Annotated in this window: 25 protein-coding genes; 15 read left to right on the top strand and 10 right to left on the bottom strand. The window is 73.4% G+C overall.

The features are described 5' to 3' along the window. The first annotated feature begins 79 nt into the window (after nt 1–79). Nucleotides 80–1840, top strand: coding sequence for a proline--tRNA ligase (locus ACRYR2_RS14425; protein ID WP_432563570.1), 1761 nt, complete (start codon nt 80–82; stop codon nt 1838–1840). Here the strand turns inward: ACRYR2_RS14425 and ACRYR2_RS14420 are convergent. From ACRYR2_RS14420 to ACRYR2_RS14410, 3 genes are read right to left on the bottom strand one after another with little or no spacing between them, the layout of a single operon-like run. Next, complete coding sequence (locus tag ACRYR2_RS14420; RefSeq protein ID WP_432563569.1) at nt 1809–2627, bottom strand: tryptophan-rich sensory protein; 819 nt, start codon at nt 2625–2627, stop codon at nt 1809–1811. The genes ACRYR2_RS14425 and ACRYR2_RS14420 overlap by 32 nt on opposite strands. Nucleotides 2628–2663: 36 nt before the next feature. After that, the gene (gene eat, locus ACRYR2_RS14415) at nt 2664–4088 is read right to left on the bottom strand and encodes an ethanolamine permease (RefSeq protein WP_432563568.1); all 1425 of its coding nucleotides are present in this window, start codon (nt 4086–4088) and stop codon (nt 2664–2666) included. After that, on the bottom strand, nt 4085–5149 hold the full coding sequence (locus tag ACRYR2_RS14410) for a phosphotransferase enzyme family protein (RefSeq protein ID WP_432563567.1): 1065 nt from the start codon (nt 5147–5149) through the stop codon (nt 4085–4087). The genes eat and ACRYR2_RS14410 overlap by 4 nt, the downstream gene beginning before the upstream one ends. A gap of 280 nt (nt 5150–5429) precedes the next feature. On the opposite strand from ACRYR2_RS14410, the gene ACRYR2_RS14405 reads away from it, so the two are divergent. From ACRYR2_RS14405 to ACRYR2_RS14395, 3 genes are read left to right on the top strand one after another with little or no spacing between them, the layout of a single operon-like run. Further along, nucleotides 5430–6764, top strand: coding sequence for an aspartate aminotransferase family protein (locus tag ACRYR2_RS14405; protein WP_432563566.1), 1335 nt, complete (start codon nt 5430–5432; stop codon nt 6762–6764). Nucleotides 6765–6791: 27 nt separating this feature from the next. After that, complete coding sequence (locus ACRYR2_RS14400) at nt 6792–7553, top strand: GntR family transcriptional regulator (RefSeq protein WP_432563581.1); 762 nt, start codon at nt 6792–6794, stop codon at nt 7551–7553. Next, complete coding sequence (locus tag ACRYR2_RS14395) at nt 7534–8193, top strand: NUDIX domain-containing protein (protein ID WP_432563565.1); 660 nt, start codon at nt 7534–7536, stop codon at nt 8191–8193. The genes ACRYR2_RS14400 and ACRYR2_RS14395 overlap by 20 nt, the downstream gene beginning before the upstream one ends. Here ACRYR2_RS14395 and ACRYR2_RS14390 read toward each other — a convergent pair. Together ACRYR2_RS14390 and ACRYR2_RS14385 are read right to left on the bottom strand one after the other, a co-directional pair. After that, on the bottom strand, nt 8190–9086 hold the full coding sequence (locus ACRYR2_RS14390; protein WP_432563564.1) for an endonuclease/exonuclease/phosphatase family protein: 897 nt from the start codon (nt 9084–9086) through the stop codon (nt 8190–8192). The genes ACRYR2_RS14395 and ACRYR2_RS14390 overlap by 4 nt on opposite strands. Nucleotides 9087–9145: 59 nt before the next feature. Further along, nucleotides 9146–10186, bottom strand: a complete 1041-nt coding sequence (locus tag ACRYR2_RS14385; RefSeq protein WP_432563563.1) for a DUF4439 domain-containing protein — start codon at nt 10184–10186, stop codon at nt 9146–9148. A gap of 170 nt (nt 10187–10356) precedes the next feature. Between ACRYR2_RS14385 and ACRYR2_RS14380 the strand changes: the two genes are divergently transcribed. The 7 genes from ACRYR2_RS14380 to ACRYR2_RS14350 all read left to right on the top strand — a co-directional run bounded on the left by ACRYR2_RS14380 (nt 10357) and on the right by ACRYR2_RS14350 (nt 17109). Next, nucleotides 10357–10944: an LSm family protein gene (locus ACRYR2_RS14380; RefSeq protein ID WP_432563562.1), complete on the top strand. Its 588-nt coding sequence runs from the start codon at nt 10357–10359 to the stop codon at nt 10942–10944. Next, nucleotides 10941–11975 (top strand): transcription termination factor NusA, encoded by a 1035-nt coding sequence (gene nusA, locus ACRYR2_RS14375; protein ID WP_432563561.1) that lies wholly within the window; start codon nt 10941–10943, stop codon nt 11973–11975. Before ACRYR2_RS14380 ends, nusA begins: the two co-directional genes overlap by 4 nt. A 32-nt stretch (nt 11976–12007) precedes the next feature. Beyond that, a complete protein-coding gene (locus ACRYR2_RS14370; protein WP_432563560.1) occupies nt 12008–12388 on the top strand; it encodes a YlxR family protein in 381 nt (126 codons plus the stop codon). Between the two features lie 91 nt (nt 12389–12479). Then, nucleotides 12480–15581, top strand: a complete 3102-nt coding sequence (gene infB / locus ACRYR2_RS14365; RefSeq protein WP_432563559.1) for a translation initiation factor IF-2 — start codon at nt 12480–12482, stop codon at nt 15579–15581. 219 nt (nt 15582–15800) lie between these two features. After that, a complete protein-coding gene (locus tag ACRYR2_RS14360) occupies nt 15801–16094 on the top strand; it encodes a DUF503 domain-containing protein (protein ID WP_432563558.1) in 294 nt (97 codons plus the stop codon). A 17-nt stretch (nt 16095–16111) separates the two neighbouring features. Continuing rightward, nucleotides 16112–16582 carry a 30S ribosome-binding factor RbfA gene (gene rbfA / locus ACRYR2_RS14355; RefSeq protein WP_432563557.1) on the top strand — a complete coding sequence of 157 codons (471 nt, stop codon included), beginning with the start codon at nt 16112–16114 and terminating at the stop codon, nt 16580–16582. A 23-nt stretch (nt 16583–16605) separates the two neighbouring features. After that, a complete protein-coding gene (locus ACRYR2_RS14350; RefSeq protein WP_432563556.1) occupies nt 16606–17109 on the top strand; it encodes a DUF3592 domain-containing protein in 504 nt (167 codons plus the stop codon). Nucleotides 17110–17131: 22 nt separating this feature from the next. Here ACRYR2_RS14350 and ACRYR2_RS14345 read toward each other — a convergent pair whose 3' ends face one another. Next, on the bottom strand, nt 17132–17686 hold the full coding sequence (locus ACRYR2_RS14345) for an MOSC domain-containing protein (protein ID WP_432563555.1): 555 nt from the start codon (nt 17684–17686) through the stop codon (nt 17132–17134). Nucleotides 17687–17693: 7 nt separating this feature from the next. Beyond that, nucleotides 17694–18311, bottom strand: a complete 618-nt coding sequence (locus ACRYR2_RS14340; protein ID WP_432563554.1) for a PadR family transcriptional regulator — start codon at nt 18309–18311, stop codon at nt 17694–17696. Nucleotides 18312–18357: 46 nt separating this feature from the next. Here ACRYR2_RS14340 and ACRYR2_RS14335 point away from each other — a divergent pair, with 46 nt between their 5' ends. After that, nucleotides 18358–19068: a bleomycin resistance protein gene (locus ACRYR2_RS14335; protein ID WP_432563553.1), complete on the top strand. Its 711-nt coding sequence runs from the start codon at nt 18358–18360 to the stop codon at nt 19066–19068. Nucleotides 19069–19122: 54 nt separating this feature from the next. Beyond that, a complete protein-coding gene (locus ACRYR2_RS14330) occupies nt 19123–19371 on the top strand; it encodes a hypothetical protein (RefSeq protein WP_432563552.1) in 249 nt (82 codons plus the stop codon). Nucleotides 19372–19773: 402 nt separating this feature from the next. Here ACRYR2_RS14330 and ACRYR2_RS14325 read toward each other — a convergent pair whose 3' ends face one another. Continuing rightward, nucleotides 19774–20220 (bottom strand): GNAT family N-acetyltransferase, encoded by a 447-nt coding sequence (locus ACRYR2_RS14325; RefSeq protein WP_432563551.1) that lies wholly within the window; start codon nt 20218–20220, stop codon nt 19774–19776. 65 nt (nt 20221–20285) lie between these two features. Beyond that, a complete protein-coding gene (locus ACRYR2_RS14320; protein WP_432563550.1) occupies nt 20286–21140 on the bottom strand; it encodes a S66 peptidase family protein in 855 nt (284 codons plus the stop codon). Nucleotides 21141–21458: 318 nt separating this feature from the next. On the opposite strand from ACRYR2_RS14320, the gene ACRYR2_RS14315 reads away from it, so the two are divergent. Next, entirely contained in the window at nt 21459–21842 is a 384-nt protein-coding gene (locus ACRYR2_RS14315) for a DUF1801 domain-containing protein (protein WP_432563549.1), read from the top strand. Nucleotides 21843–22306: 464 nt separating this feature from the next. Further along, nucleotides 22307–23194, top strand: coding sequence for a tRNA pseudouridine(55) synthase TruB (gene truB / locus ACRYR2_RS14310; protein ID WP_432563548.1), 888 nt, complete (start codon nt 22307–22309; stop codon nt 23192–23194). Nucleotides 23195–23245: 51 nt separating this feature from the next. On the opposite strand, the gene ACRYR2_RS14305 is transcribed toward truB, so the two are convergent. Further along, complete coding sequence (locus tag ACRYR2_RS14305) at nt 23246–24550, bottom strand: dicarboxylate/amino acid:cation symporter (protein WP_432563547.1); 1305 nt, start codon at nt 24548–24550, stop codon at nt 23246–23248. Between the last annotated feature and the right edge of the window lie 55 nt (nt 24551–24605).

Below are 24605 nucleotides of genomic sequence, written 5' to 3'. Positions count from 1 at the left end.
CAGGTGGGGCGTGTCCTAAAGTGATATCACTTTGATACGCCGGTGCCAAGACGTCAGGCGCCGCCGGTAACCTGTCGGGGTGCTGATGCGGATGTCGACGCTGTTCCTGCGGACCCTGCGGGAGGACCCGGTCGAGGCCGAGGTCGCCAGCCACAAGCTGCTGGTGCGGGCGGGCTACATCCGTCGTGCGGCGCCGGGCATCTACACGTGGCTGCCGCTGGGCCTGAAGGTGCTGCGCAAGATCGAGGACGTCGTCCGCGAGGAGATGGACGCGGCGGGTGCGCAGGAGGTGCACTTCCCGGCGCTGCTGCCCCGTGAGCCCTACGAGGCGACCAACCGGTGGAGCGACTACGGCGACGGCATCTTCAAGCTCAAGGACCGCAAGGGCGCCGACTACCTGCTCGCGCCCACGCACGAGGAGATGTTCACCCTCCTGGTCAAGGACCTGTACTCCTCGTACAAGGACCTGCCGCTGTCGATCTACCAGATCCAGACGAAGTACCGCGACGAGGCGCGTCCGCGCGCCGGGATCCTGCGCGGGCGCGAGTTCACCATGAAGGACTCCTACAGCTTCGACGTCGACGACGCCGGCCTGGAGAAGTCCTACGACCTGCACCGCGAGGCGTACATCAAGATCTTCGGGCGCCTCGGGCTCGACTTCGTCATCGTCTCGGCCGTGTCGGGGGCCATGGGCGGCTCGCGCAGCGAGGAGTTCCTGCACCCCACCGAGATCGGTGAGGACACCTTCGTCCGCTCACCCGGCGGGTACGCCGCCAACGTCGAGGCCGTCACGACGCTGGCCCCGCCCGCGACCTCCTTCGACGGGCTGCCCGCCGCCCACGTCGAGGACACCCCCGACACCCCGACGATCGACACCCTCGTCGCGGTCTCCAACGAGCGCCACCCGCGTGCGGACCGCCCCTGGACGGCGGCCGACACGCTGAAGAACGTCCTCGTCGTCCTGCACCACCCCGACGGCACCCGCGAACCGCTGGCCGTCGGCGTCCCCGGTGACCGTGAGGTCGACCTCAAGCGCCTGGAGGCCGCCGTCTCGCCCGCCGAGGTCGAACCGTTCGAGGCCGCCGACTTCGCCGAGCACCCGGCGCTGGTCAAGGGCTACATCGGCCCCGGCGTCCTGGGCTCGGAGGGCACCTCCGGCATCCGCTACCTCGTCGACCCGCGCGTCGTCGACGGCACGGCCTGGGTCACCGGCGCCGACGCCCCCGGCCGCCACGTGTACGACCTCGTCGCCGGCCGCGACTTCACCCCCGACGGGTTCGTCGAGGCCGCCGAGGTCAAGGAGGGCGACCCCGCCCCCGACGGTTCCGGCCCGCTGGAACTGGCCCGCGGCATCGAGATCGGGCACATCTTCGCGCTCGGCCGCCGGTTCGCGCAGGCCCTGGACCTGAAGGTGCTCGACGAGAACGGCAAGCAGGTCGTCGTGACGATGGGTTCCTACGGCATCGGCGTGACCCGGGCGATGGCCTGCGTCGCCGAGGGCAACCACGACGACAAGGGCCTGGTGTGGCCGCGGGAACTGGCCCCCGCCGACGTCCACGTCGTCGCGACGGGCAAGGACAGCGCCGTGTTCGACACCGCCGAGCGGATCGCCGGGGAACTCACCGCGCAGGGCGTCGAGGTCCTCTACGACGACCGCCCGAAGGTCTCGCCCGGTGTGAAGTTCAAGGACGCCGAGCTCATCGGCGTGCCGACGATCCTCGTCGTGGGCAAGGGCCTGGCCGAGGGGACCGTGGAGCTGAAGGACCGTCGCAGCGGTGCCTCCGAGCAGGTCTCCGTCGACGACGCCGTCAGCCGCGTGGTGAGCGTCGTCCGCGGCTGAGCGAGCGCAACCGCGCCGCCACGGTGGTCCCCGCGACCACCGTGGCGGCCACACCCGCCGCGACCGCGACCGTCGTCGAGGAGTTCCCCTCCACCCCGGCGCGGGCCGCGGCGACCCACCCCAGACCCCACGACAACCCCGCGCCGAACGCCAGCCGGCCCCGTCCACGGACCGCGGTGAACACCCCGACCGCCGTCGCCACCCCGAGGACCGCGACGGCCCAGCCGGTCTCACCGGACGTCCACCCGCTCTGCCGCGAGGCGGCCGCCGTGTTGGCGACCGTCGCGATCGAGACCCATCCCAGGTACAGGCCGATCGTGCCGTCGACGACGACGGCCTCCAGCCGGGTGCGGGGCCGCTCCTGCAGCAGCAGCGTGAACGTGCGCACCAGGACCACGAGCAGCACGGCGATGACCCCGACCGAGGCCCACACCCACCCGGCCTGGACGGTCGCGATCCACACCGCGTTCAGCAGCAACGACGCCGCCGTCCACCAGCCCGTCGCGCGCTGCCGGGCGTCCTCCCGGTGGGCCGGCAGCAGCTGCCAGACCGCCAGCGCCACCAGACCGCTGTAGACGACGCTCCAGATCCCGAAGGCCGGACCGGCCGGCGCCACGAGCGTCGCGTCGGCGGCCAGCGCCCCGCCCGCCGCCGACGCGATCGGCGTCCCCCCGAACGCCCCCGAACCCACGGCCGCCCCGCCGATGCCCAGCACGGCGCTGACGGCCAGCGCCACCTGCCGCACGGAGTCGGCGGTACGGCCGTGGGGGATCGCGTCGCTGCTCACGCCCAGATGGTCACGCAGGGGCCTGCGGCGCGCATCTCAGCGCAACTCCTCCTCGGCGGCCGCGAGCAGGGCGAACTCCTCCTCCGGGGCTGCGGCGACCAGTCGGTGCCGGCTCCACAGGCCGTAGAACAGCAGTCCGACGACGAAGATGGCCGCCGTGATCCCGGCCGCCCGCACGTCGACGACGAAGGTGGCGACGACGGCCACGAGGGAGAGCGCGAGGCCGGTGCCGGTGGTGACGATCCCGCCGGGAGTGCGGTAGGGCCGATCCAACCCCGGTTCCCGCAACCGCAGCACGATGTGCGACAGGTTCAGCAGCACGTACGACACCGCCGCGCCGAACACGGCGACGTTGATGAGCGCGTCGCCGTCGCCGACGACCGTCGCCAGCACGAACCCGATCGCCCCGGGGACGACGAGAGCCCACACGGGCGTGCCCCGGCCGCTGGTGCGCGACAGCCACGTCGGCAGGTACCCGGCCCGGGACAGGGCGAACAACTGCCGCGAGTAGGCGAAGACGATGGAGAAGAAGCTCGCGACCAGACCGGCCAGGCCGACGTAGTTGACGAAGACCGCCAGCGACTCCGAACCCACGGCCCGCAGGGCGTCCGGCAGCGGTGACCCCGACTCGGCCAGCAGCGCGCTGCCCGCACCGCCGGGACCCAGCAGCAGCACCGCCAGGCCGGTGACGACGAGGACGGCCATCGCCGCGATGATGCCGCGCGGCATGTCCCGGCGCGGGTCCGAGGCCTCCTCCGCAGCCAGCGGAACCCCCTCGACGGCCAGGAAGAACCAGATGCCGAACACCAGCGCGCCGACGGCCCCGCTGACCCCGAACGGCAGGAACGCGCTGGCTCCCGCGGCGTCGGTGACCGGGACGTCGAACAGGTTGTCGACGCTGAAGTGCGGGGCCATCCCGACGGCGAACACCACCAGCGCCAGCACGGCCAGCCCGGAGATGACGAGCATCACCTTCAGCGCTTCGCCGACCCCGACCAGGTGCAGTCCGATGAACACCGCGAAGCAGACCAGGTACACCGGCCAGCCGCTGGTGAGACCGAACAACCCCAGGCTCTCGACGTAGCCGCCGATGAACACCGCGATGGCGGCCGGGGCGATGGAGTACTCCACGAGGATCGCCAGCCCCGTCGCGTACCCGCCGAGCCGGCCCAGCGCGCGGCGGGCGAAACCGTAGCCGGCGCCGGCCGTCGGCAACGCGGAACTCAGCTCGGCCAGCCCGAACACCATGCACGAGTACATGAGGCCCATGAGCACGAACGCGATCGCGAGCCCACCCCAGCCACCGGCGCCCAGGCCGAAGTTCCAGCCGGAGAAGTCGCCGGAGATGACGTACGAGACGCCGAGCCCGGCCAGCAGGACCCACCCCGCGGCGCCCTTGCGCAGCCTGCGCTGCTCGAAGTACTGCGCGTCGACGTCGCGACTCTCGACCGTGCCGCTCATCGGGTTCCTCCTTCGAACAGCCACAGGGGTCGGTCGAGGTAGCGCCTGCCGACCTCGACCGTTCCGGGGACCTGCGCGGCCCAGACGGCCGGGGGCAGCGCGTCCTGCCGGTGGGTGGTGGTCCACCCGAGCATCTGCAACCTGCGCACGACCGACAGCGCCGCCGCGACCTGCAGGTCGGTCTCGGACAGTTCCCGCACGGTGCGGTACCCGGCGATCCAGGCCGAGGCGATGGTCGGCACGAACTCCTCGTGCTCGATGAAGCTCAGCGCCGCGGCGAAGTCCCACAGCAACCGGGAGGTCCCGCAGTCGTCGAAGTCGATGACGGTCAGCCGGCCGGCCGCGTCCACCATGATGTTGGAGGGCCGCAGGTCGGCGTGCACCAGACCCGTCGGGGTCGCGGTCGCCAGGACGTCCCGCGCGGCGAGTTCGGCGCGCTCGCAGACGGCGAGGTGCTCCCCGGACAACGACGCGCCCCGCCAGTCGCCCCACCGGCTGCTCGCGCCGAGCGCTTCGTCGAGGTCCCAGCCGAAGCGGGCGAAACCCGTCGGTGCGACCCAGCCGGTGACGTGCTCGTGCAGCGCGGCCGTCGTGGCGCCGATCTCGGCGTAGCACGACCGCAACGCCCCGACGTCGAGGCCGCCGGCGGCCAGCGTGGCCTCGAGGACCTCGCCGACGACGAAGCCGAACGCGACGGCGAACCACGTCGTCCCGTCCGGATCGGTGAACTCGTGGACGAGGGTTCCGTCGCGCAGCGGCAGGACCTCGGGGACGCGCACGTCGGTGTCGGCCGCGATGGCCCGCATCCACGTCAGTTCGGCCGCGATCTGCGCGGGATCGGCGACGTAGCCGGGGCGGTGCAGGCGCAGGACGGCGACCGGAGCGCCGTCCACGGAGATGCGGAACGTCGCGTTCTCCGAGACGGCGATCAGCGTCAGGTGCGCGGCGGGGGACAGGCCCCAGGCGTCGAGGACCGGTGTCCGGATCCACTCCGGCGCCGCGTCACCGCGGCGCAGCGTGTCGAAGACCGCGAAGGGGGGTGCTGCAGCCGTGCTGTTCACGGAGCTCCTCGGGGTTCGAGGAGGGCTGGGCGCCGGCGGCAGTGTGGCACGCCGCGAACCCCCGCGTCACCCCCCGGCCGACCCCGGCCGCCCGCGTAACAAACCGTTCACAAAACTCCGGGCGAGTTGACGTCCGCGAAACAGCGCGGGCTGTTCCCCGGTACGCCGGCGCGCCAGCATCGTCCCAGCACATCCGCCGTGAGGGTCGGGCGCCACCACGACGAGCACCGCAGGAGAACGCATGTCGACATCGACTGGAACCACGACACGGTCCACGATCATGGACACCAACAGCTTCCGGGCCGAGCACGCCGACGCCCTCGACGAGGCCACCCGCGAACTCACCCGCCGGCGTGAGGCCGTCCTCGGCGGCTCCTACCGGCTGTTCTACCGCCGGCCCGTCCACCTCGTCCGCGGAGAACGTCAGTACCTGTTCGACGCGGACGGGAACCGCTACCTCGACCTCTACAACAACGTCGCCAGCCTCGGGCACTGCCACCCCGCGGTCGTCGGGGCCGTCACGGCGCAGATGCAGCAGCTGAACACCCACACCCGCTACCTGCACGAGACCATCCTCGACTACACCGACGACCTGCTGGCCACCTTCCCGCGGGTTCCCGGTGGCGGCTGGAAGGCGATGTACATGTGCACCGGGTCCGAGGCCAACGACCTCGCGGTGCGGGTGGCCCGGGAGTTCACGGGTCACCAGGGCGTCATCGCGACCACCGAGGCCTACCACGGCACCAGCGACCTGACCTCGGGCATCTCCCCGGCGCTGGGGTCGGGGCAGCCGATCGCACCGACCGCCCGGCTGGTCCCGGCCCCCGACGCCTACCGGCAGGGCATGTCCGACGCCGAGGTCGGCCGGTGGTTCGCCGAGCAGGTCCGGGCCGCGATCGCGGACCTGCAGGCGCAGGGGATCGGCGTCGCGGCGTTCATCGCCGACTCGATCTTCTCCTCCGACGGTGTCCTGCCCGGGGAGCGCGGGTACCTCGCCGAGGCGGTCGACGCCGTCCGCGCAGCCGGCGGGGTGTTCATCGCCGACGAGGTGCAGCCCGGTTTCGCCCGCACCGGCGAGGAGTTCTGGGGTTTCGCCCGGCACGGGATCGTCCCGGACCTGGTGACCCTCGGCAAACCCATGGGCAACGGCATCCCCGTCTCCGGGCTGGTCGCCCGCGCCGAGGTGCTGCAGGCGTTCAGCGACCGGATCCCGTACTTCAACACCTTCGGCGGCAACCCCGTGTCGATGGCGGCCGCGCAGGCGGTGCTGCGGGTGATCCGGGAGGAGCGCCTGCAGGAGCACGCCGCGGAGGTCGGCGCGCAGTTCCTCGCCGAGCTGCGGACGCTGAGCGCGACCCACGACTGCGTGGGCGACGTCCGCGGCGCGGGGCTGTTCACCGGCTTCGAGCTCGTCGCCGGCGCCGGGACGCGGGAACCCGACCGCGTCCTGGCCCTGGCCGTCCTGGAGGAACTGCGCGACCGCGGCGTCCTGACGTCGGTCGCCGGCCCGCACGGCAACGTCCTGAAGCTGCGGCCGCCGCTGGCCTTCCAGTCCGCCGACGTCGACCACGTCGTCGGGGCGCTCGACGCCTCCCTCGCGGCTCTGGGACGCTGAGCGCTCCCACGACGCAGGAGGTGCCCGATCGACCGCCCCGGCGACCTCGCCTACGCCGCGCTCCGGCGGCTGGTGCGCGAGGAACGGTTCCACCCCGGGGAGTGCCTGGGCAGCGAGCGCGCGCTGGCCGAACGCCTCGGCGTGGGCCGCGCCGTCCTGCGACAGGCGCTGGACCGCCTCGAGGACGAGGGAGTCGTCCGCAGGGCGCTGGGGCGGGCCGGTGGGGTCTTCGCCCACGACGGTCGTCTCGAGCGGCACCTCAACACCACGCTCGGGGTTCCCGAGATGGTCCGCGCGCAGGGACTGCGGGTCACGACCCGGGTGCTGTCCGCGACCCTGGGCGTGGCGTTGCCGGACGAGGTCCGCAACCTGCGGCTGCCCGGCGACGAACCCGTCGTGCGGGTCGTCCGGCTGCGTCTGGTCGAGGGGGTGTCGTGGTCGCTGGACACCTCCGTGCTGCCCTCGCGCCGCTACCCCGGCCTGTTGCGGCGCGACCTCACCGGATCGCTGTACGCCCTGCTGAGCACGGAGTACGGCCTCGAACTGGACCGGGCCGACGAGACGGTCGAGGCGGTACCGGCCACGGCCGAGCAGGCCGGCGTCCTGGACGTGCCGGTGGGGGCTGCGCTGCTGGAGATCCGCCGCACGGCGTTCGGGGTGGACGGCGCGGCGGTGGAGTACGCCCACGACTTCTTCCGCGCCGACCGGACCCGCGTGCACCTGAGCAAACTCGGGACGAACTGGAAGCGCACCGTGCGACGATCACGGGATGAACCAGCCGGGAGTTGACGTCCCCGACCGCCGCGGCCGCACCGGCCTGGACCAGACCGGCCGGGACCTGGCCGGCAACCCGCGCGTGCGGATCCGCGACGTCCGGCTGCTGACCTCGAACTGGTTCGTCACCCGCACGACGACGTTCGACTTCCAGCACTCCGACGGCACGTGGACGACGGAGGAACGCGAGACCTACGACCGTGGGGACGGCGCGACGATCCTGCTGTACGACGCGACGGCGCGCACCGTCCTGCTGACCCGGCAGTTCCGGCTGCCCGCCTACGTCAACGAGCACCCCGACGGCATGCTCGTGGAGACCGCGGCCGGGCTGCTGGACGCCGACGACCCCGAGACCGCGATCCGCCGCGAGACGGCCGAGGAGATCGGCTACCCCGTCGGGGAGGTCACCCACCTGTTCGACCTCTACACCAGTCCCGGATCGGTCACCGAACGGCTGCACTTCTTCGCCGCCCCCTACGACCACGGTGCGGTGCAGGCCGGGTCGCGCACGGGCGTGCGGCACGAGGGCGAGGACATCGAGGTGCTCGAACTCGACGTCGACGACGCCCTCGCCCTGGTGGGCACCGGGATCGTCGACGCCAAGACGGTCCTGCTGCTGCAGTGGGCCGTCCTCAGCGGACCGTTCCGGCCCTAGGGCTCGAGGTCGACCACGACCGCCGCGTGGTCGCTGGCCCACACCCCGTCGACGGGTTCGGTCGCGGCCAGCCGCACGCAGCGCACCGACCCCTCCCCGGTGAACGGGGCGAGCCCGACCAGGACGTGGTCGATGCGGGCGCTGGGCTGGTGGACCCGCGCGACGAAGGGGTTGCGACGGTCCCAGGTGAACCCCGGGTCGCCCGGCTCGGCGAAGCGCCAGGAGTCCACGAGCACGAAACCCGGCACCGGCCCGGCCGTGAGGTACCCACCGGCCAGTCGCAGTTCGTCCGACTCCGCGACCGCGTTGAAGTCCCCCGTCAGCACCGGCGGGTAGTACTCCCCGCGGCGGTGCGTCTCGGCGACGAAGCCGACGAGTTCGCGCACCTGCTCCACGCGCACGGCGGACTCGGCGGGGGAGGAGTTCAGGTGGGTCGTGGTGAACGGCAGCGGCCGGCGCGGCGCGTCGACGAGGACCTGCAACGCCGTGCGTCCCTCGTCCTCGTACCCACCACCGGGCAGCTCGCGCACGCGTTCGCTCAGGAACGGCCAGCGGCTCAGGACGGCGTTGCCGAACTCCAGGCCCTCCACGGCCGAGGCGTCCTCACCGGTGTAGACCAGCCGCCGGCGCCACCGGTACGGCGCCGGGGACGGTGACCACGCCACGTGCATCCCCAGCCGCTCGCCCAGCCAGTGCGCGAGGTCCTCCTCGGCGCCGCCGGTGGAGTCGGCCCAGACCTCCTGGAACCCGACGACGTCGGGCTGCTCGCGTTCGAGCACGGCCAGGATCGCCTCGCGGCGGGCCCGCCAGTCCCCGAACCGCCACCACAGGTTCCAGGTCATGACCCGCAGCGGCCGGTCGTCGGCCGTGGGGGTCTGGTGTGCGGTGCTCATCTCGCCCGCAGTCTCGCAGTGCGGCCGCCGTGCCGCGCAGGGGGGCCGCTCAGGGCCGCTCAGGGGGTGGTGCTCGCGGTGGGGGCGGGGGAGCCGTCCTCGGACAGTTCCGCCATCCCGGGGAAGCTCAGCACGACCGAACCCCAGCGCCGGGCGCCCCGCGCGGCGGCCAGCAACGCCCGGGCGGCCGGCTCCCGGTCCGCTGCGGAGGCCGCCACCACGTCGGCGTACAGCCCGGCCAGCCGGTCCTCCATGGCGGCGGCCAGCGCGATCGCGGCGTCGGCGGTCGGTGCCTGCACGTCGTAACCGGGCGCGGCCTGCTCGGGGGGGACGCCCCGGGCGGTGAGCAGGTCGGCCAGGTCGTCACGGGCGACCCGGTGCGCCGCCAGGTCGCCCGCCGCCTCGGTGCGCCGGGGATCGGCCAGCCGGGCCACGACGAGCGCGTAGCCGTGCACGGCGGCGTGCTCACCGCCCAGGGCGGCCTGCAGCGCGACGGTCGCCGGCCGGCTCGCGGCCTCGGGGTCGGCGCCCGCGCTCGACGTGGGGGCGGCGGAGGGGGTCGTGGTCGCCTGCGGGGCCTCGCCGGCCACGGGTCCCGCGACGGCTCCGGTCGCCGTGGCCACCACCTGGGCCAGCACCGCGCGGGAGGCCGCGATCGAGGCCAGCAGCCGGGCCACCCCGCCGCTGAGGCCCTCACCGGCGGTGGACCGGGCGGCGGTCGTGAACGCCGCGCCCGCCGCCGCGGTCAGCCGGTCGACGACGGCCTGCGCGTCGGGGGCGGCCGCCGTCGCCGTCGTGCCGCCGGACGCCTCGTCGCCCAGCGCCGTCAGGTGGGCCCGGCAGACCTGCACGCCCTGGGCCGCGACGGCCTGCAGCGGAGCCGGTCCGGCCGCGGCCGGCTCCAGCAGGTGCAGCAGCGCGCGGGCCTCGGCGACGGCGGCCTCGCGGGCCTCGTCGTCGGGACCGCGCACGGGCTCGGGCGTCGGTTCGGTGCCGCTCACCCAGCGCACTCCGCAGCTGCTGAGCCCACCGGCCACGAGCGGGGCGCCGGCCAGCAGCGTCAGCAGGCCGCGGCGGGAGGGGTGGGGCGAGCGGGGCACGGGGACAGATCGTGCCAGGGGACCCCGGGGCGACCCGGACGGCCCCGCACCGGGCCGCGAGCGGACCGGTGGGCGGTCCGGGAACGGTTAAGCTGTCCCGTCGTGCCCGCGCCGGGACACCGGCTGGTGGGCACGACCCGAAGACAACTGCAGAGCAGGGAGGAGCGGTCGTGCCGACGCTCGACGAGACCGTCACCACGGTGCTGGCCCCGGTGTTCGCCCCCGGATCCGAGCTCGGCGCCGAACTCGCCCTCGACGACGTCTCCGTGACGACCGCCGGCCGCCGCCGCGTGGTCCGCGTCGTCGTCGACGGAGCCGGCGACGAACCCGGCGACCTCGACCTGGACGCCGTCGCGGCGGCCTCGACCGCCGTCTCGCAGGCCCTGGACGACTCCGACGTGCTCGGGGACCTCCCCTACACGCTCGAGGTCACCTCCCCGGGCGTCGACCGCCCGCTGACGACGCCGCGGCACTGGTCGCGCTCGCGCGGCCGGCTCGTGCGCGCGGTCCTGGCCGACGGCTCCTCGCTGCTGCTGCGGGTGGTCTCGGTCGACGAGGCCGGCGTGCACGGCACGGGCGAACCGCAGATGGTGAAGGGGAAGCCGCCGCGCGCCAAGGACGTCGGCGCCCCCCACGACCTCGCCTGGGCGGACCTGGTCCGCGGTGAGGTGCAGATCGAGTTCCGCCGCGGCGACGAGGACGTCGACGACCTGGTGGCAGCTGAAGACGACGACGAAGCGGACGAGGACGAGCAGTGAACATCGACATGGCCGCGCTGCGGATGCTGGAGCGGGAGAAGGAGATTCCCTTCGAGACGCTCGTGCGGGCCATCGAGCAGGCGCTGCTCGTGGCCTACCACCGCACCGAGCACACCGACCACAGGGCCCATCCCGACGCGCGCATCGAGCTGGACCGCAGCAGCGGTGAGGTCCGCGTGCTGGCCAAGGAGCGCAACGACGAGGGCGTGGTCGTCGGCGAGTTCGACGACACCCCGACCGGTTTCGGCCGGATCGCCGCCACCACGGCCCGGCAGGTCATCCTGCAGCGGCTGCGCGACGCCGAGGACGACGCCGTGCTCGGCGAGTTCGCCGAGACCGAGGGCGAGATCGTCTCGGGTGTGGTCCAGCAGGGTCGCGACCCGCGCATCGTCCAGGTCGACCTCGGCACGCTCGAGGGCGTCCTGCCCCCGACCGAGCAGGTGCCGGGGGAGCGCTACGAGCACGGTGCCCGCATCCGCTGCTTCGTCGTCAGCGTCAAGAAGGGCCCCAAGGGGCCGCAGGTCGTGCTGAGCCGCTCGCACCCGCAGCTGGTGCGCAAGCTGTTCGCCCTGGAGGTGCCCGAGATCGCCGACGGCACCGTGCAGATCACCGCGCTGTCCCGCGAGGCCGGTCACCGCTCCAAGATGGCCGTGCGCGCCACCCGCCCGGGCGTCAACGCAAAGGGCGCCTGCATCGGGCCGATGGGGCAGCGGGTGCGCGCGGTGATGGCCGAGCTGCGCGGGGAGAAGATCGACATCGTCGACTTCAGCGAGGACCCGGGGCAGTTCGTGGCCAACGCCCTGTCGCCCGCGCGGGTGAGCTCGGTGGAGGTCGTCGACCTCGCCGCACGCTCGGCCCGCGTGGTCGTGCCCGACTACCAGCTGTCGCTGGCGATCGGCAAGGAGGGGCAGAACGCCCGGCTGGCGGCCAAGCTGACCGGCTGGCGCATCGACATCCGCCCCGACACCGAGCAGAGCGCCGGGTCCGCCGCCGGCCGGCGCGGCGACGCCGCGAGCGCGGGCGGACGCTGAGCGGGAAGGGATACACTGCCCGCATAGTTACAGTGCCTGCGACCGGTCTGGCCGACCGGCGATCCACCGCGTCCGACGCTGGTCCGGTTCCCTCGGGGGCCCGCGCCGAGCCCGAGCGCACCTGCGTGGGTTGCCGCCGACGGGGTTCCCGGTCGTCGCTGCTGAGGGTCGTCGTCGCACCGGACGAGGCGGGCAACCTCCTCGTCGACGTGCGGCGCAGGCTCCCCGGCAGGGGTGCGTGGCTCCACGAGAGCCCCGCGTGCCTGGAGTTGGCGGAGAAGCGCCGGGCCTGGTCCCGTGCGTTGCGCCGTCCTGCTCCGCTGGACGCCTCGGGAGTACGGTCCTTCCTGGACACGTGCTCGCCCGAGGACGTCGTGCCCACCACCACCGATGAGAGCGGGTCGAACAGCTGATGAGCACCCGATGAGTCTCCAGCGATGAATCCCCCCGACTGATGACGGTCCGCGCCCGGTAGAGCTGAGCCCGGACCGAGACAGGAGAGATGTGGCAAAGGTCCGGGTCTACGAGCTCGCCAAGGAGTTCGGAGTCGAGAGCAAGGTCGTCCTGGCGACGCTCAAGGAGATGGGCGAGTTCGTCCGTTCCGCGAGCTCGACCGTCGAGCCGCCGGTCATCCGGCGGCTCAAGGACAAGTTCCCCCAGAACGGTGCGGCCGCAGCCGCCCGTCCCGCCCCGGCGGTGAAGCCGGGTCCGCGTCTGCCGCAGGGCGCCCGTCCGGGTCCTGCGCCCGCGCCCCGTCCGCAGGCGCCCGCGCCCTCGCGTCCGGAGCCTGCCCCGGCTCCCGCCGCGCAGGCTCCCGCCGCGCCCGCCCCCAGCGCACCTGCGCCCGGTGCGCCGACGCCGGCCCCCAGTGCGCCTGCGCCTGCCCCCGCGTCGCCCGCCTTCCAGGCGCCCGCGCCGTCGCCGGCGGAGCGTCCGGCCGCTGCCGCGCAGCGTCCGGCGGCCCCCGGTGGCCAGCGCCCGACCCCGGGTGCGCGGCCGTCCACCCCGCCGACCTCCGGTGGGCCGGGTCAGGGCCCGCGTCCGGGCGCCCGTCCCGGTCCCGCCGGCCCCGGCGCCCGTCCGGGTGCTCCCGGCGGCCAGGGCGGTCCCGGTGGCCGTGGTCCCCGTCCCGGTGGCGACCGTCCCCGTGAGGACCGTCCCCGTGACGAGCGTCCTCGCGGTGACCGTCCGCAGGGCGACCGTCCGGGTCGTCCCGGCGCGCCCGGTGGTGCTCCGCGTCCGGGTGCGGGTGCTCCCCGTCCGGGTGCCGGCGCGCCGCGTCCGGGCAACAACCCGTTCGCGACCAGCCAGGGCATGCCGCGTCCGCAGCGCGAGGGCGGCGCCGGTGGCCCGCGTCCGGGCAACAACCCGTTCGCGGCCAACCAGGGCATGCCGCGTCCGCAGGGCGGTCCCCGTCCGGGTCCGGCCGGTCCCGGCGGTCCCCGTCCGGGTGGCCCGCGTCCGAACCCGGGCATGATGCCCGCGCGCCCGACGGTCGGCCGTCCGGGCGCCGGTGCCGGTCGTCCGGGTGCTCCGGGCCGTGGTGGTCCCGGTGGCGGCCGTGGTGGCGGCGGGTACGCCGGCCGTCCCGGTGGCGGCGCTCCCGGTGCCGGTGGCGGCGGCTACGCCGGCCGTCCCGGTGGCGGTGGCCGTCCCGGCAACCGCGGTGGCACCCAGGGTGCGTTCGGTCGCGCCGGCGGCAAGCCGGCCCGTGGCCGCAAGTCCAAGCGCGCCAAGCGCCAGGAGTTCGAGGCGATGCAGGCCCCGGCGGTCGGGGGTGTCTCGGTCCGTCACGGTGACGGGACGACCGTCCTGCGCATCCGTCGTGGCGCGTCGCTGAGCGACTTCGCCGAGCGCATCGACGCCGACCCCGCGGCGCTGGTCACCATCCTCTTCCACCTGGGGGAGATGGCGACGGCGACGCAGTCGCTGAACGAGGAGACGTTCGAGCTGCTCGGCGCCGAGCTCGGCTACGTCATCCAGATCGTGTCCCCGGAGGACGAGGAGCGCGAGCTGCTCGCCGGGTTCTCCATCGACCTGGACGCCGAGCTCGAAGCCGAGGGTGACGAGGTCCTCGAGGCCCGTCCGCCGGTCGTGACCGTCATGGGTCACGTCGACCACGGCAAGACGAAGCTGCTGGACGCCATCCGTTCCTCCGACGTCGTGGCGAAGGAGGCCGGTGGCATCACCCAGCACATCGGCGCCTACCAGGTCGTCAAGGAGCACGAGGGCAACGACCGGGCCATCACGTTCATCGACACCCCGGGTCACGAGGCCTTCACGGCGATGCGTGCCCGTGGTGCCAAGGTCACCGACATCGCGATCCTCGTGGTGGCGGCCGACGACGGCGTGATGCCGCAGACGATCGAGGCGCTCAACCACGCCCAGGCGGCGGACGTGCCGATCGTGGTCGCGGTCAACAAGGTGGACAAGGAGGGCGCGAACCCGGCGAAGGTCCGGCAGCAGCTCACCGAGTACAACCTGGTGGCCGAGGAGTACGGCGGCGACACGATGTTCGTCGACGTCTCCGCCAAGCAGGGCATGGGCCTGGACGACCTGCTCGAGGCCGTGCTGCTCACCGCCGACGCCTCGCTGGACCTGCGTGCGAACCCCGACAAGGACGCGCGTGGTGTGGCGATCGAAGGCAACCTCGACAAGGGCCGCGGCCCCGTCGCGACCGTCCTCGTCCAGTCCGGCACCCTGCGGGTCGGCGACGCCATCGTCGCGGGCACCGGCTACGGCCGCGTCCGCGCGATGATCGACGAGAACGGCGACAACGTCGAGGAGGCGACCCCGTCGCGTCCGGTCCAGGTCCTGGGTCTGACGTCGGTTCCGGGCGCCGGTGACACCTTCCTCGCGGCGCCGGACGACCGGACCGCGCGGCAGATCGCGGAGAAGCGCGAGGCGCAGGAGCGCAACGCGGCTCTGGCGAAGGCGCGCAAGCGCATCTCGCTGGAGGACTTCACCAAGGCGCTGCAGCAGGGCAAGGTCGAGACCCTCAACCTCATCCTCAAGGGTGACGGGGCCGGTTCGGTCGAAGCCCTCGAGGACGCCCTGTACAAGATCGACGTGGGCGAGGAGGTCGAACTGCGGGTGATCGACCGCGGTGTCGGTGCGGTGACGAAGAACAACGTCAACCTCGCCGTCGCCTCGAACGCGATCATCATCGGGTTCAACGTCCGTCCGGAGCAGCAGACCAAGGAGTACGCCGACCGCGAGGGCGTGGACATCCGGTTCTACTCGGTGATCTACGCCGCCATCGAGGACGTCGAGGCGTCCCTGAAGGGCATGCTCAAGCCGGAGTTCGAAGAGGTCCAGCTCGGCACGGCGGAGGTCCGCGAGATCTTCCGCTCGTCCAAGTTCGGCAACATCGCCGGCTGCCTCGTCCGGTCGGGTCTGATCCGCCGCAACACCAAGGCGCGCGTGCTGCGCAACGGTGTCGTGCACGGTGACAACCTCACCATCGAGTCGTTGCGACGGTTCAAGGACGACGCCACCGAGGTCCGCGAGGGCTACGAGTGCGGTATCGGCCTGGGCTCGTACAACGACCTCCAGATCGACGACGTCATCGAGACGTTCGAGATGCAGGAGAAGTCGCGCAGCTGACGCGACGGATCCGGCGGGGGGGGGGGGGGGGGGGGGGGGGGGGGGGGGGGGGGGGGGGCGGGGGGGGGGGCGGCGGCCGCCGCCCCCCCCCCCCCCCCCCCCCCCCCCCCCCCCCCCCCCCCCCCCCCCCCCCCCCCCCCCCCCCCCCCCCCCCCCCCCCCCCCCCCCCCCCCCCCCCCGGCTGTCACCCCCGATGAATCCCCGTCCAACCGGAAACGCATGTTCACCGGAACGCTGACCGTCGACCTGCTGCTCGGCGACGTCCACTCCCTCAAGGGCAAGCGCAGCCTGGTGCGGCCGCTGGTCGCCGAGCTGCGCCGCTCGTTCGACGTCGCCGCGGCCGAGACCGGACACCTGGACCTGCACCGCCGGGCCGAGGTGGCCGTGGCCGTCGTGGCCCCGGACGCGGCCCGCTGCACCGAGGTCCTCGACCGCTGCGAACGGCTCGTCGCGGCGCACCCCGAGTTCCAGATCCTCTCCGCCCGACGGCAGTTCATGTCGTCGGACGACTGACCGCACAGGAGTTCGACGTGGTCGACCCGACCCGCGCCCGCAAGCTCGCCGACCGCATCAAGGTCGTCGTCGCCGACGCCCTCGAGAAGCGCGTCAAGGACCCCCGCCTGGGGTTCGTCACCATCACCGATGCCCGGGTCACCAACGACCTGCAGCACGCCACGCTGTACTACACGGTGTTCGGCAGCGACGAGGAGAAGGCCGGCACCAAGGCCGCGCTGGAGTCGGCCAAGGGCGTGCTGCGCTCGGAGGTCGGCAAGCGCACCGGCATCCGGCTGACCCCGACCCTCACGTTCACCGCCGACGAGGTCCCCGAGACGGCGCAGCAGATCACCGACCTGCTGTCGAAGGCCGCCGAGCAGGACGCCCGGGTGGCCGCGCTGGCCGCGGGGGCCAAGCCCGCCGGTGAGGCCGACCCGTACAAGAAGCCCGCCGAGCACGACGAGTGGGACGAGGACGAGGACACGGAAGAGCCCGACCGGGGCTGAGGTCGCGTGGCAGTGTGGTGGACGTGGAACCGCGACTGCCGGCGTTCGACTCCGGCCTCGAGGACGCCGGGGGAGTGCCCACCTTCTTCGTCGTCCTCCTCGTCCTGGTCGCCCTCGTCGGGCTGGCCGTCGTCGCCGGCGGCGTCCGCACGGTCGTCCGCTCGCGGTCCCGTGCGCGGGAGGCGGCGCGGCTGAGCACCGAGGGCGTCACGACGACCGGCACGGTCGTCGACAACCGGATCACCAGCCGTCACGAACGACGGATGACCTTCTCGCCCGTCGTGCGCTTCGTCGCCGACGGGCGGGAGGTGACGGTCGTGGGCGAGCAGGTGTGGAACCGCTCGTTCGTCACGGGGCGGTCCGCGCGGGTGGTCTACGACCCCCGCGTTCCCGAACGCGCGCACGTGCGGGCCGAGGGCGGCAGCGTCTTCGGGGCCGGGACGAGCGGGGTGTTCCTCACCGTCTTCGGGGTGGCCTTCCTCGTCCTGGTCGGCGTGATGGCCGACCTCGTCGCGTCGGTCTTCTGAGCGGGCCCTCCTCGGCCGTCGTTCACACGCGCTCCAGGGCCCGCCAGGGCTGCGGCGGCACCTCCACGGCGACCGGGTCACCGACCCGGACCTGTCCGCCCACGAGGACGACGCTCATGATCCCGGCCTTGCGCACGACGTTGCCGTCCACGTCGCGGGGCGTGAGCGCCTTCAGCAGACCCGGCTGGAAGGCGTTGATCTGGGCACACGGGTTGCGCAGTCCGGTGACCTCGACCACGGCCTGCGGACCCAGGTGCAGACGGGTGCCGCGCGGGAGGTCGAGCAGGTGCACACCCCGGGTGGTGATGTTCTCGCCCAGCTGGCCCGGGCCCACGGCGAAGCCCCGTTCGTGCAGTTCGTCGTGCAACTCGCCGTGGATGAGGTGCACCTGGCGCAGGTTGGGTCGCGTCGGATCGGCGGCCACCCGGGAGCGGTGCTGGACCGTCGTGCCGGCGTGGGCGTCCCCCTCGACGCCGAGCCCCGCCAGCAGGGTGATGACGTCGGTGACGTCCTTGCTGAAACGGTGCTCGCCGTCACGGCTGACGCCGGTGACTCGGCCTGCCCGGACGTCGCCCACCCCTCGATCATGACGCACGGTCGGCCTTCGCGGACAGCGCCTGCGGGGTGCCGACGGAAGGTTCCTCCTCGCCCGCGAAGGTGTACGCGCCGTCCTCGATCCGCTCGATCAGGCCGCGCGTCCACTCCGCGCCCGCGTCCGCCGAGTGCACCCAGAGGTTCATGATCTCGCCGATGTGGCCGAGCTGTCCGGGCCCGTCCTCGGGGGTGTAGTAGTCGGTGACGCTCGTGCGCCACGCCTGGAGCCCCTCCACCCGCTCCTGCAGCAGCGCCACCGCCTCCCGCCGCGGCAGGTGGACGATGAAGCCGACGCCGGAGGAGAGGACGTCCAGCCTCTGGTCGTGGGAGACGAGGGCTGCGCGCAGGAGGGAGAGGAACTCCTCAGCGCCCCGCTGCGTGATCTCGTACTCCGTGCGCGGCGGACCGCCCACCGTGGACGGAGCCGTCTCGTGCGCCAGGAGCAGGCCCTGCTTCGTCAGCTGCCTGAGCGCGTGGTAGATCGAGCCGGGTTTCGCGGTCGACCACTCGTGCGCGCCCCAGGACTCCAGGTCGTTGAGCACCTGGTAACCGTGCGCGCGGCCGTGCTGGCGGACGGCGCCCAGGACGAGGAGACGGATGGCAGACACGGAGACGACCCCTTCCACTCTATTCAACTTTGACTAGAGTACTGGTGTGGCTGAGAAGACGATTCCCCTGCTGCCGTGTCGGACCATCCAGCCCGTCATCGACTTCTACTCCGCCCTCGGGTTCGAGGTGACCTTCCTGCAGAAGAGCCCCAACCCGTGCGCGGTCGTCGAACGCGGCGACATCGAGCTGCAGTTCTTCGGCATGAAGAGGTACGAGCCCAGTCAGTCGTACAGCACGTGCTACGTCGTCACCGACGACGTGGACGGGCTGTACGAGGCGTTCCGGGCCGGCCTCCGCGCCGCGTACGGGAAGGTGCCGAACCGGGGCCTACCGCGGATCGGGCCGCTCAGGGACATGTCCTACGGGGTGCGGCAGTTCCTGATGACCGATCCGGGAGGCAACTGCGTCCGGGTCGGGCAGCCCACCGGCGAGGACCCGCACCACCGGCCCGCCCCCACGGAGACCTTCGCGCGGGCCCTGCACAACGCCACGCTCTTCGCCGACTCCAAGGACGACCCGGCGGGTGCGGCGAGGATCATCGACCGGGTGCTCGGGCCGGGCGACGAGCGGGCGACACCCGTGCAGCTCCTGCGCCTGCTCGTCCTGCGCGGCGACGTGGCCGGACGGCTGGGCGACCAGACGGCGGCGGCGGCGGCGTTGGAGAGGGCCGCCGCGGTTCAACTCACCGACGGGGAACGGGCCTCGGTCCGCGACGACCTGACGCGGCTGCAGGACCTGGTGGGTCGGCTCGGGTGAGCCCCCGCCGAACTGGACGTCCGCGGCCGCGCCGCGAGCGGGCGCACGGTGGTCGTGCGCAGCGGGGAGACGGTCCGTCGCACCGCCGCCGCGTGGACGCCGTCGGTCCAGGCGCTCCTGCGTCACCTGCGGCGGTCCGGCTTCGAGCAGGCGCCGGTGCCCCCGGGTTTCGACGCGCAGGGACGCGAAGTGCTCGAGCACGTCGAGGGAACAGTCGCGTGGTGGCCGTGGCCAGCGGTGCTGCGTCACGGCGACCTGACGCCGTGGAACACGTCGTGGCGGGCGACGAGCTGGCGGCGTTGACCGACCGGGACACCGTCGGGCCCGCGCCGAGGGGATGGGACGTGGCGCAGGCGGCCTGGTGCTTCGTTCCGCTGCGTCCGACCACGGGCTACCGGGCCGACGGTCCGGGTTTCACCGACGCCGAACGGCGGTTCGCGCTGTGGTGCCGGGAACTCCAGGTCGAGGCCGCTGAGCTCCTGTGTGCGATCGCGGACGTCCAGGAGTTCGACCGGCGCAGGCTGGTGGAACGGGACAGGCCGGCGTCGAGCCGTACGCGACCTTCCTCGCACGCGGTCTGGTCAGCTGCTGCGGGCGGCGCTGGGGTGGTCGAAGAGGGCGCCGTCCAGGTCGGAGATCACCGCGTCGATCGCCACTCGAGCACGGTGGAGCCCGACGTCGACTCGTCGTCCAACCCGCGACCCGTCAGCGGTGGCCGCCACCGGCGGTCGAGACGGTCGTGAGGTGGATGAGTCCGGCGTCGGTGCGGGTGAAGCCGCAGGCGTCCAGGTAGAAGGGGGCCAGGTCGGCGGTGAAGTCGACGAACAGCCATTCGCAGCCGGCGGCCGCGGCGTGGCGGGTCGCGACCTGCACCAGGCTGCGGCCGATGCCTCGGTGCTGGTGGCTGCCGCGGGTCTTGGTGTCGATGAGGAAGGCGTGGTCGCCGCCGTCCCAGGCGACGTTGACGAACCCGACCAGCAGGTCGGCCTCGTCGCGGGCCCCGACCCAGCCCAGGCTGTGCTCGCGGATCCGCGGCCACCACCCGGGGCTGGCGTCACCTGCGTGGGAGAGCACCAGGTCCACCACCTCGGCGTCGGTGATCGGGTCCCGCCAGCGGTACTCGATGCCAGGTGGTGGGGAGTTCACGGTCACGCGCCCACCCTCGGGCACCAGGGGCCAGGGCGGCGACAGGTTTCCCGTCGGCCCGTACGTGGTGGCTACCGGACCGCGGCGTCGACGGTGAGCCGGCCGGCGTCGGCGTCCAGGACGGTCGGCACCCCCAGCGGGACGGGCACCGGATCGGGCAGGTGACCCAGCGGCAGCCCGCCCAGGATCGGCACGCCGAGGTCGTCGAGCAGGTCGTGCAGCACGTCGGTGACCGCCCATCCCCGGTCCTGGTAACCGGTGAACTCCTCGAAGCTGCCGACCGCGACGCCGGTGAGGCCGGCCAGGGCGCCGGACAGGCGCAGCTGGGTCAGGGCACGGTCGACCATGCCCAGACCGGCGGCCTTGTTGGCCTCCACCAGCAGCAGGCAACCGCGCCAGCTGACGTCGACGACCCCCGTGCAGCGCGCGAGCATCTCGAGGTTCCCCCCGACCAGGACGCCGCGGGCGGTGCCGGTCGTGGTCAGCCCGGCCGTGACCGCGGCCGGGTCGGTGGGCACGGTGGCACCCGCGGCGTCCATGAGCTGGGCGCGGACGGCGTCGGCGTGGGCGCCGTCGACGGCCCCGTGGACCGCTGGAACGCCCGAACGGCGCCAGAGCTGGTGCAAGGCGGTGAGGTCGCTGTACCCGATGAGCGGTGTGGGGTCGCGCTGCAGGGCTTCCCGGTCGATGCCAGGAAGCAGGCGCAGGCTGCCGCAGCCGCCGCGGGAGGCGATCACCGCCCGGATCCCGGGGTCGCGCAGGGCCTGGTTCAGGTCGGCCAGCCGGTCGGCGTCGGAGCCGGCCATGTACCCGCGCCGGTCGGCGACGTGGGCACCGACCTCGGGCCGCAACCCCCACGCGGTCAGCGTTTCCAGCAGCGGGTCCAGGTCGTCGCCGGAGTCGGGCCAGCTGCTGGGTGAGACCACCGCGACCCGGTCCCCGGGTGCGAGCCGAGCGGGAAGCTCCGTCGGTGGTGACGTCACCCGGTGATCGTAGGGCGAGCGTGCGTCTCAGTCGGGCTGTCGGGAACCGAGGGGCACCGGGGTCCACCACCCTCGCCTGGTGGGTCCGCGCCCACGAGGCCCGCGCGTCCGGGAACGCCCTCTGCCGCCCCTCGCTGAGCGCTGCCTGCGCTGGTCGTCGGCCACGCCGCCGTGGATCGCCAGGAACCGGGCCACGGGCCGAGCGCAGGCGTCCCTCTTCCCTCTTCCCCCTGGTGTCACGGTGGCGGTAGAACGAGCGGTGTGAGCGGTGTCGCGGACGTCCTGGCGGCGGTGGCCGATGAGCACCGCCGCGCCGACGCCGAAGCCCTGGTCGCGCTGCTGAGCGCCGCGACGGGCTTGCCGCCGGTGTCGTGGGGCTCCTCGATCATCGGCTTCGGTTCCCGGCACTACCGCTACGAGTCCGGCCGCGAGGGTGACACCGCGGCCGTGGGGTTCGCCGCGCGCAAGGACGCGCTGGTCCTGTACCTCACGGGGGGACCCGGCGACTACGCGGACCTGCTCGAGGTCCTGGGCCCGCACCGCCTCGGGAAGGGCTGCTTGTACGTCAAGCGGCTGGACGAGGTCGACCTGGAGGTGCTGGGCCGTGTCGGGGCCCGGTCGGTGGAACGCGCCGCGGTCAGCTGAACCCTCTTGCGCCGGTCGTGGCGGCCTGGCGTCACGACGGGTAGCGAACCGCGGCGTCGCGGTTGGCGTCGCCGCCTTCCGTCGAATCGGGAGGCGGCGGCAGGGGGGCCCGGCTCCCGGTCGTGTCCGCGATGCGGACCGGCGCAGGCAGGGTGCGGTAGCGCGCTCGAGGGTCGAAGGCGTTCCCGGTCTCCGGCGTGAGTTCCGCGTCGTGCTCGCTAATGGTGCTCATCCCTTCGACCGCGGCGGGGAGCCGTCTCCTCAGCAGTCTGCTCGCGCTCGGGAGCGTGGTCCAGGGCCGGGCGGGGTCGAGCTCCCTGTCCGAGGGGCTCGACGGCATCGAGCTGCCCACCCGCCCCCGCCGCGGGCACGGCGCACGTCATGCTGTTCCACGTGCAGCTCGACGTGAACGCCTGGAACCACCCCGAGTCCTCCGACCTGACGGCGCTGGCGGGGGTGGGCCGGTGAGCGAGGGTGTGGGGGACGGGATCCTCGTCGTCGACAAGCCCGCCGGCTGGACCAGCCACGACGTCGTCGGCCGCTGCCGGCGGCTGCTGTCGACCCGCCGCGTCGGCCACGCCGGAACCCTGGACCCGGCGGCGACGGGGGTGCTGGTCCTCGGGGCGAACCGCGGCACGAAGTTCCTGACCCACCTCGTGGCGCACGACAAGGCCTACACGGCGACCGTCCGGCTCGGGGTGGCCACGCTCACCGACGACGCCGAGGGCGAACCCCTCGGTGAGCCCGCGGACGCGACGGGAGTCTCCGAGCAGGCTGTGGCGCAGGCGGTCTCGGCGTTGACGGGGGACATCGCCCAGGTTCCCAGCTCGGTGAGCGCCATCAAGGTCGACGGCGAGCGCAGCTACGCCCGGGTCCGTGGCGGCCACGAGGTGGAACTCCCGGCGCGGCCGGTCACCGTCTCCCGCTTCGAGGTCCTGGCCCGGCGCGTCGAGGGCCCGTTCCTGGACCTCGACGTCGTCGTGGAGGTCTCCAGCGGCACGTACGTGCGGGCTCTGGCCCGCGACCTCGGCCGCGCCCTCGGGGTCGGTGGGCACCTGACCGCGTTGCGCCGCACGCGGTCCGGGCCGTTCACGTTGGAGGAGGCGCGCACCCTCGAACAGGTCGAGGCCGCGCCCCGCGTCGAACCGCTGGCCGCCGTGGCGCGCCGGCTGTTCCCGGCCCGGGACGTCAGCGAGTACGAGGCCGCGAACCTGGCGCACGGCGGTTTCCTGACGGCCACCGGGTCGCCGGGACCGGTGGGGGCCTTCGCCCCGGACGGGACGCTGGTGGCGCTGGTGGGGGACACCGCGCGGGGGGCCAAACCCCTGCTGGTGCTGGCGCCGGCCGGTTGACGTGCGAGAGCCCGCGCGGGGTGGATCCGCGCGGGCTCTCGACGGGGGAGGTCAGACGGCGACGGGTTCGGCCACCGCACGGGGGTTGCGGTAGCGCTCGGCGTCCAGGATCCCCTCGCGCTTGGCGACCAGGGTGGGCACCAGCGCCTGACCCGTGACGTTCACCGCGGTGCGGCCCATGTCGAGGATGGGGTCGATCGCCAGCAGCAGACCGACGCCGGCCAGCGGCAGCCCCAGGGTCGACAGCGTCAGCGTGAGCATGACCGTGGCCCCGGTCAGCCCGGCCGTGGCGGCCGAGCCGACGACCGAGACGAAGGCGATGAGCAGGTAGTCGGTCACGCTCAGGTCGACGCCGAAGAACCCGGCGACGAAGATCGCGGCCAGCGCGGGGTAGATCGCCGCGCAGCCGTCCATCTTCGTCGTGGCGCCCAGCGGCACCGCGAACGAGGCGTACGACTGCGGCACGCCCAGGTCCTCGGTGACCTTCTGCGTCACCGGCAGCGTCCCGATGGAGCTGCGCGAGACGAACGCGAGCTGGGTGGCCGGCCACACACCGGCGAAGAAGCTGCGGATGCTCAGCCCGTGCGCGCGCAGCAGCACCGGGTAGACCACGAAGACGACCAGGGCCAGTCCGACGTAGACGTCGGCGACGAACACGGCCAGCGGGCTCAGCGCGTCCCAGCCGTAGCTGGCGACGGCCTTGCCCAGCAGCCCCACGGTGCCGATCGGGGCGAGCCGGATGACCCACCACAGCACGGTCTGCACGACCGCCAGGCCCGAGCGGGCCACGGTCAGGACGGGTTCGGCCTTGTCGCCGACCTTGAGGACCGCGACCCCCAGGGCGATCGCGATGACGAGCAGCTGCAGCACGTTGAAGTTCAGCGTGACGCTGCCGTCGTCACCGGCCGAACCGGCCAGGGCGAAGGTGTTGCCGGGCACGATGCCCTGCAGGAAGTCCAGCCACGACCCGGTCGAGGAGGGCTCCCGTGCCGCATCGGCCGCCACCGAGGACCGGCCGCCCGGGTCGGTCACCAGGCCGATGACGATGCCGATGGCGACCGAGATGAGCGCCGTGACGGCGAACCACAGCAGCGTCTGCCAGGCCAGCCGGGCCGCGTTGGTGACCTGGCGCAGGTTGGCGATGGAGGTGACGACGGCCAGCAGGACCAGCGGCGGGACGAGCACCCGCAGCAGGGTCACGAACGTCGAGCCGATCGTCGTGAGGGTGGTGGTCAGCCAGTTGGGGTCCTCGCTCGTGCCGCCCATCGAGCGGGCGAGGGCGCCGAGGACGATGCCGAGGACGAGGCCGATGAGGACCTGGACGCCGAAGGGCGTCCTGCGCAGGCGCGCGAACATGACGAAGCTCCAGGGAAGGACGGATGGCGGGACGAGTGCGTGCTCGCCCCGCTAC

The sequence above is a fragment of the Kineococcus deserti genome (genome assembly GCF_050871945.1).
Taxonomy (GTDB): Bacteria; Actinomycetota; Actinomycetes; order Actinomycetales; family Kineococcaceae; genus Kineococcus.
The sequence above is the reverse complement of the archived record's forward strand: the minus strand, read 5'-3'. Positions and strand labels throughout refer to the sequence as shown.

What these genes read in the sequence shown, in the direction of transcription:
- eat (WP_432563568.1), bottom strand. Translation starts at nt 4,088, where the DNA reads ATGAGCGGCACGGTCGAGAGTCGCGACGTCGACGCGCAGTACTTCGAG.
- ACRYR2_RS14405 (WP_432563566.1), top strand. Translation starts at nt 5,430, where the DNA reads ATGGACACCAACAGCTTCCGGGCCGAGCACGCCGACGCCCTCGACGAG.
- ACRYR2_RS14395 (WP_432563565.1), top strand. Translation starts at nt 7,534, where the DNA reads ATGAACCAGCCGGGAGTTGACGTCCCCGACCGCCGCGGCCGCACCGGC.
- ACRYR2_RS14390 (WP_432563564.1), bottom strand. Translation starts at nt 9,086, where the DNA reads ATGAGCACCGCACACCAGACCCCCACGGCCGACGACCGGCCGCTGCGG.
- ACRYR2_RS14360 (WP_432563558.1), top strand. Translation starts at nt 15,801, where the DNA reads ATGTTCACCGGAACGCTGACCGTCGACCTGCTGCTCGGCGACGTCCAC.
- ACRYR2_RS14305 (WP_432563547.1), bottom strand. Translation starts at nt 24,550, where the DNA reads ATGTTCGCGCGCCTGCGCAGGACGCCCTTCGGCGTCCAGGTCCTCATC.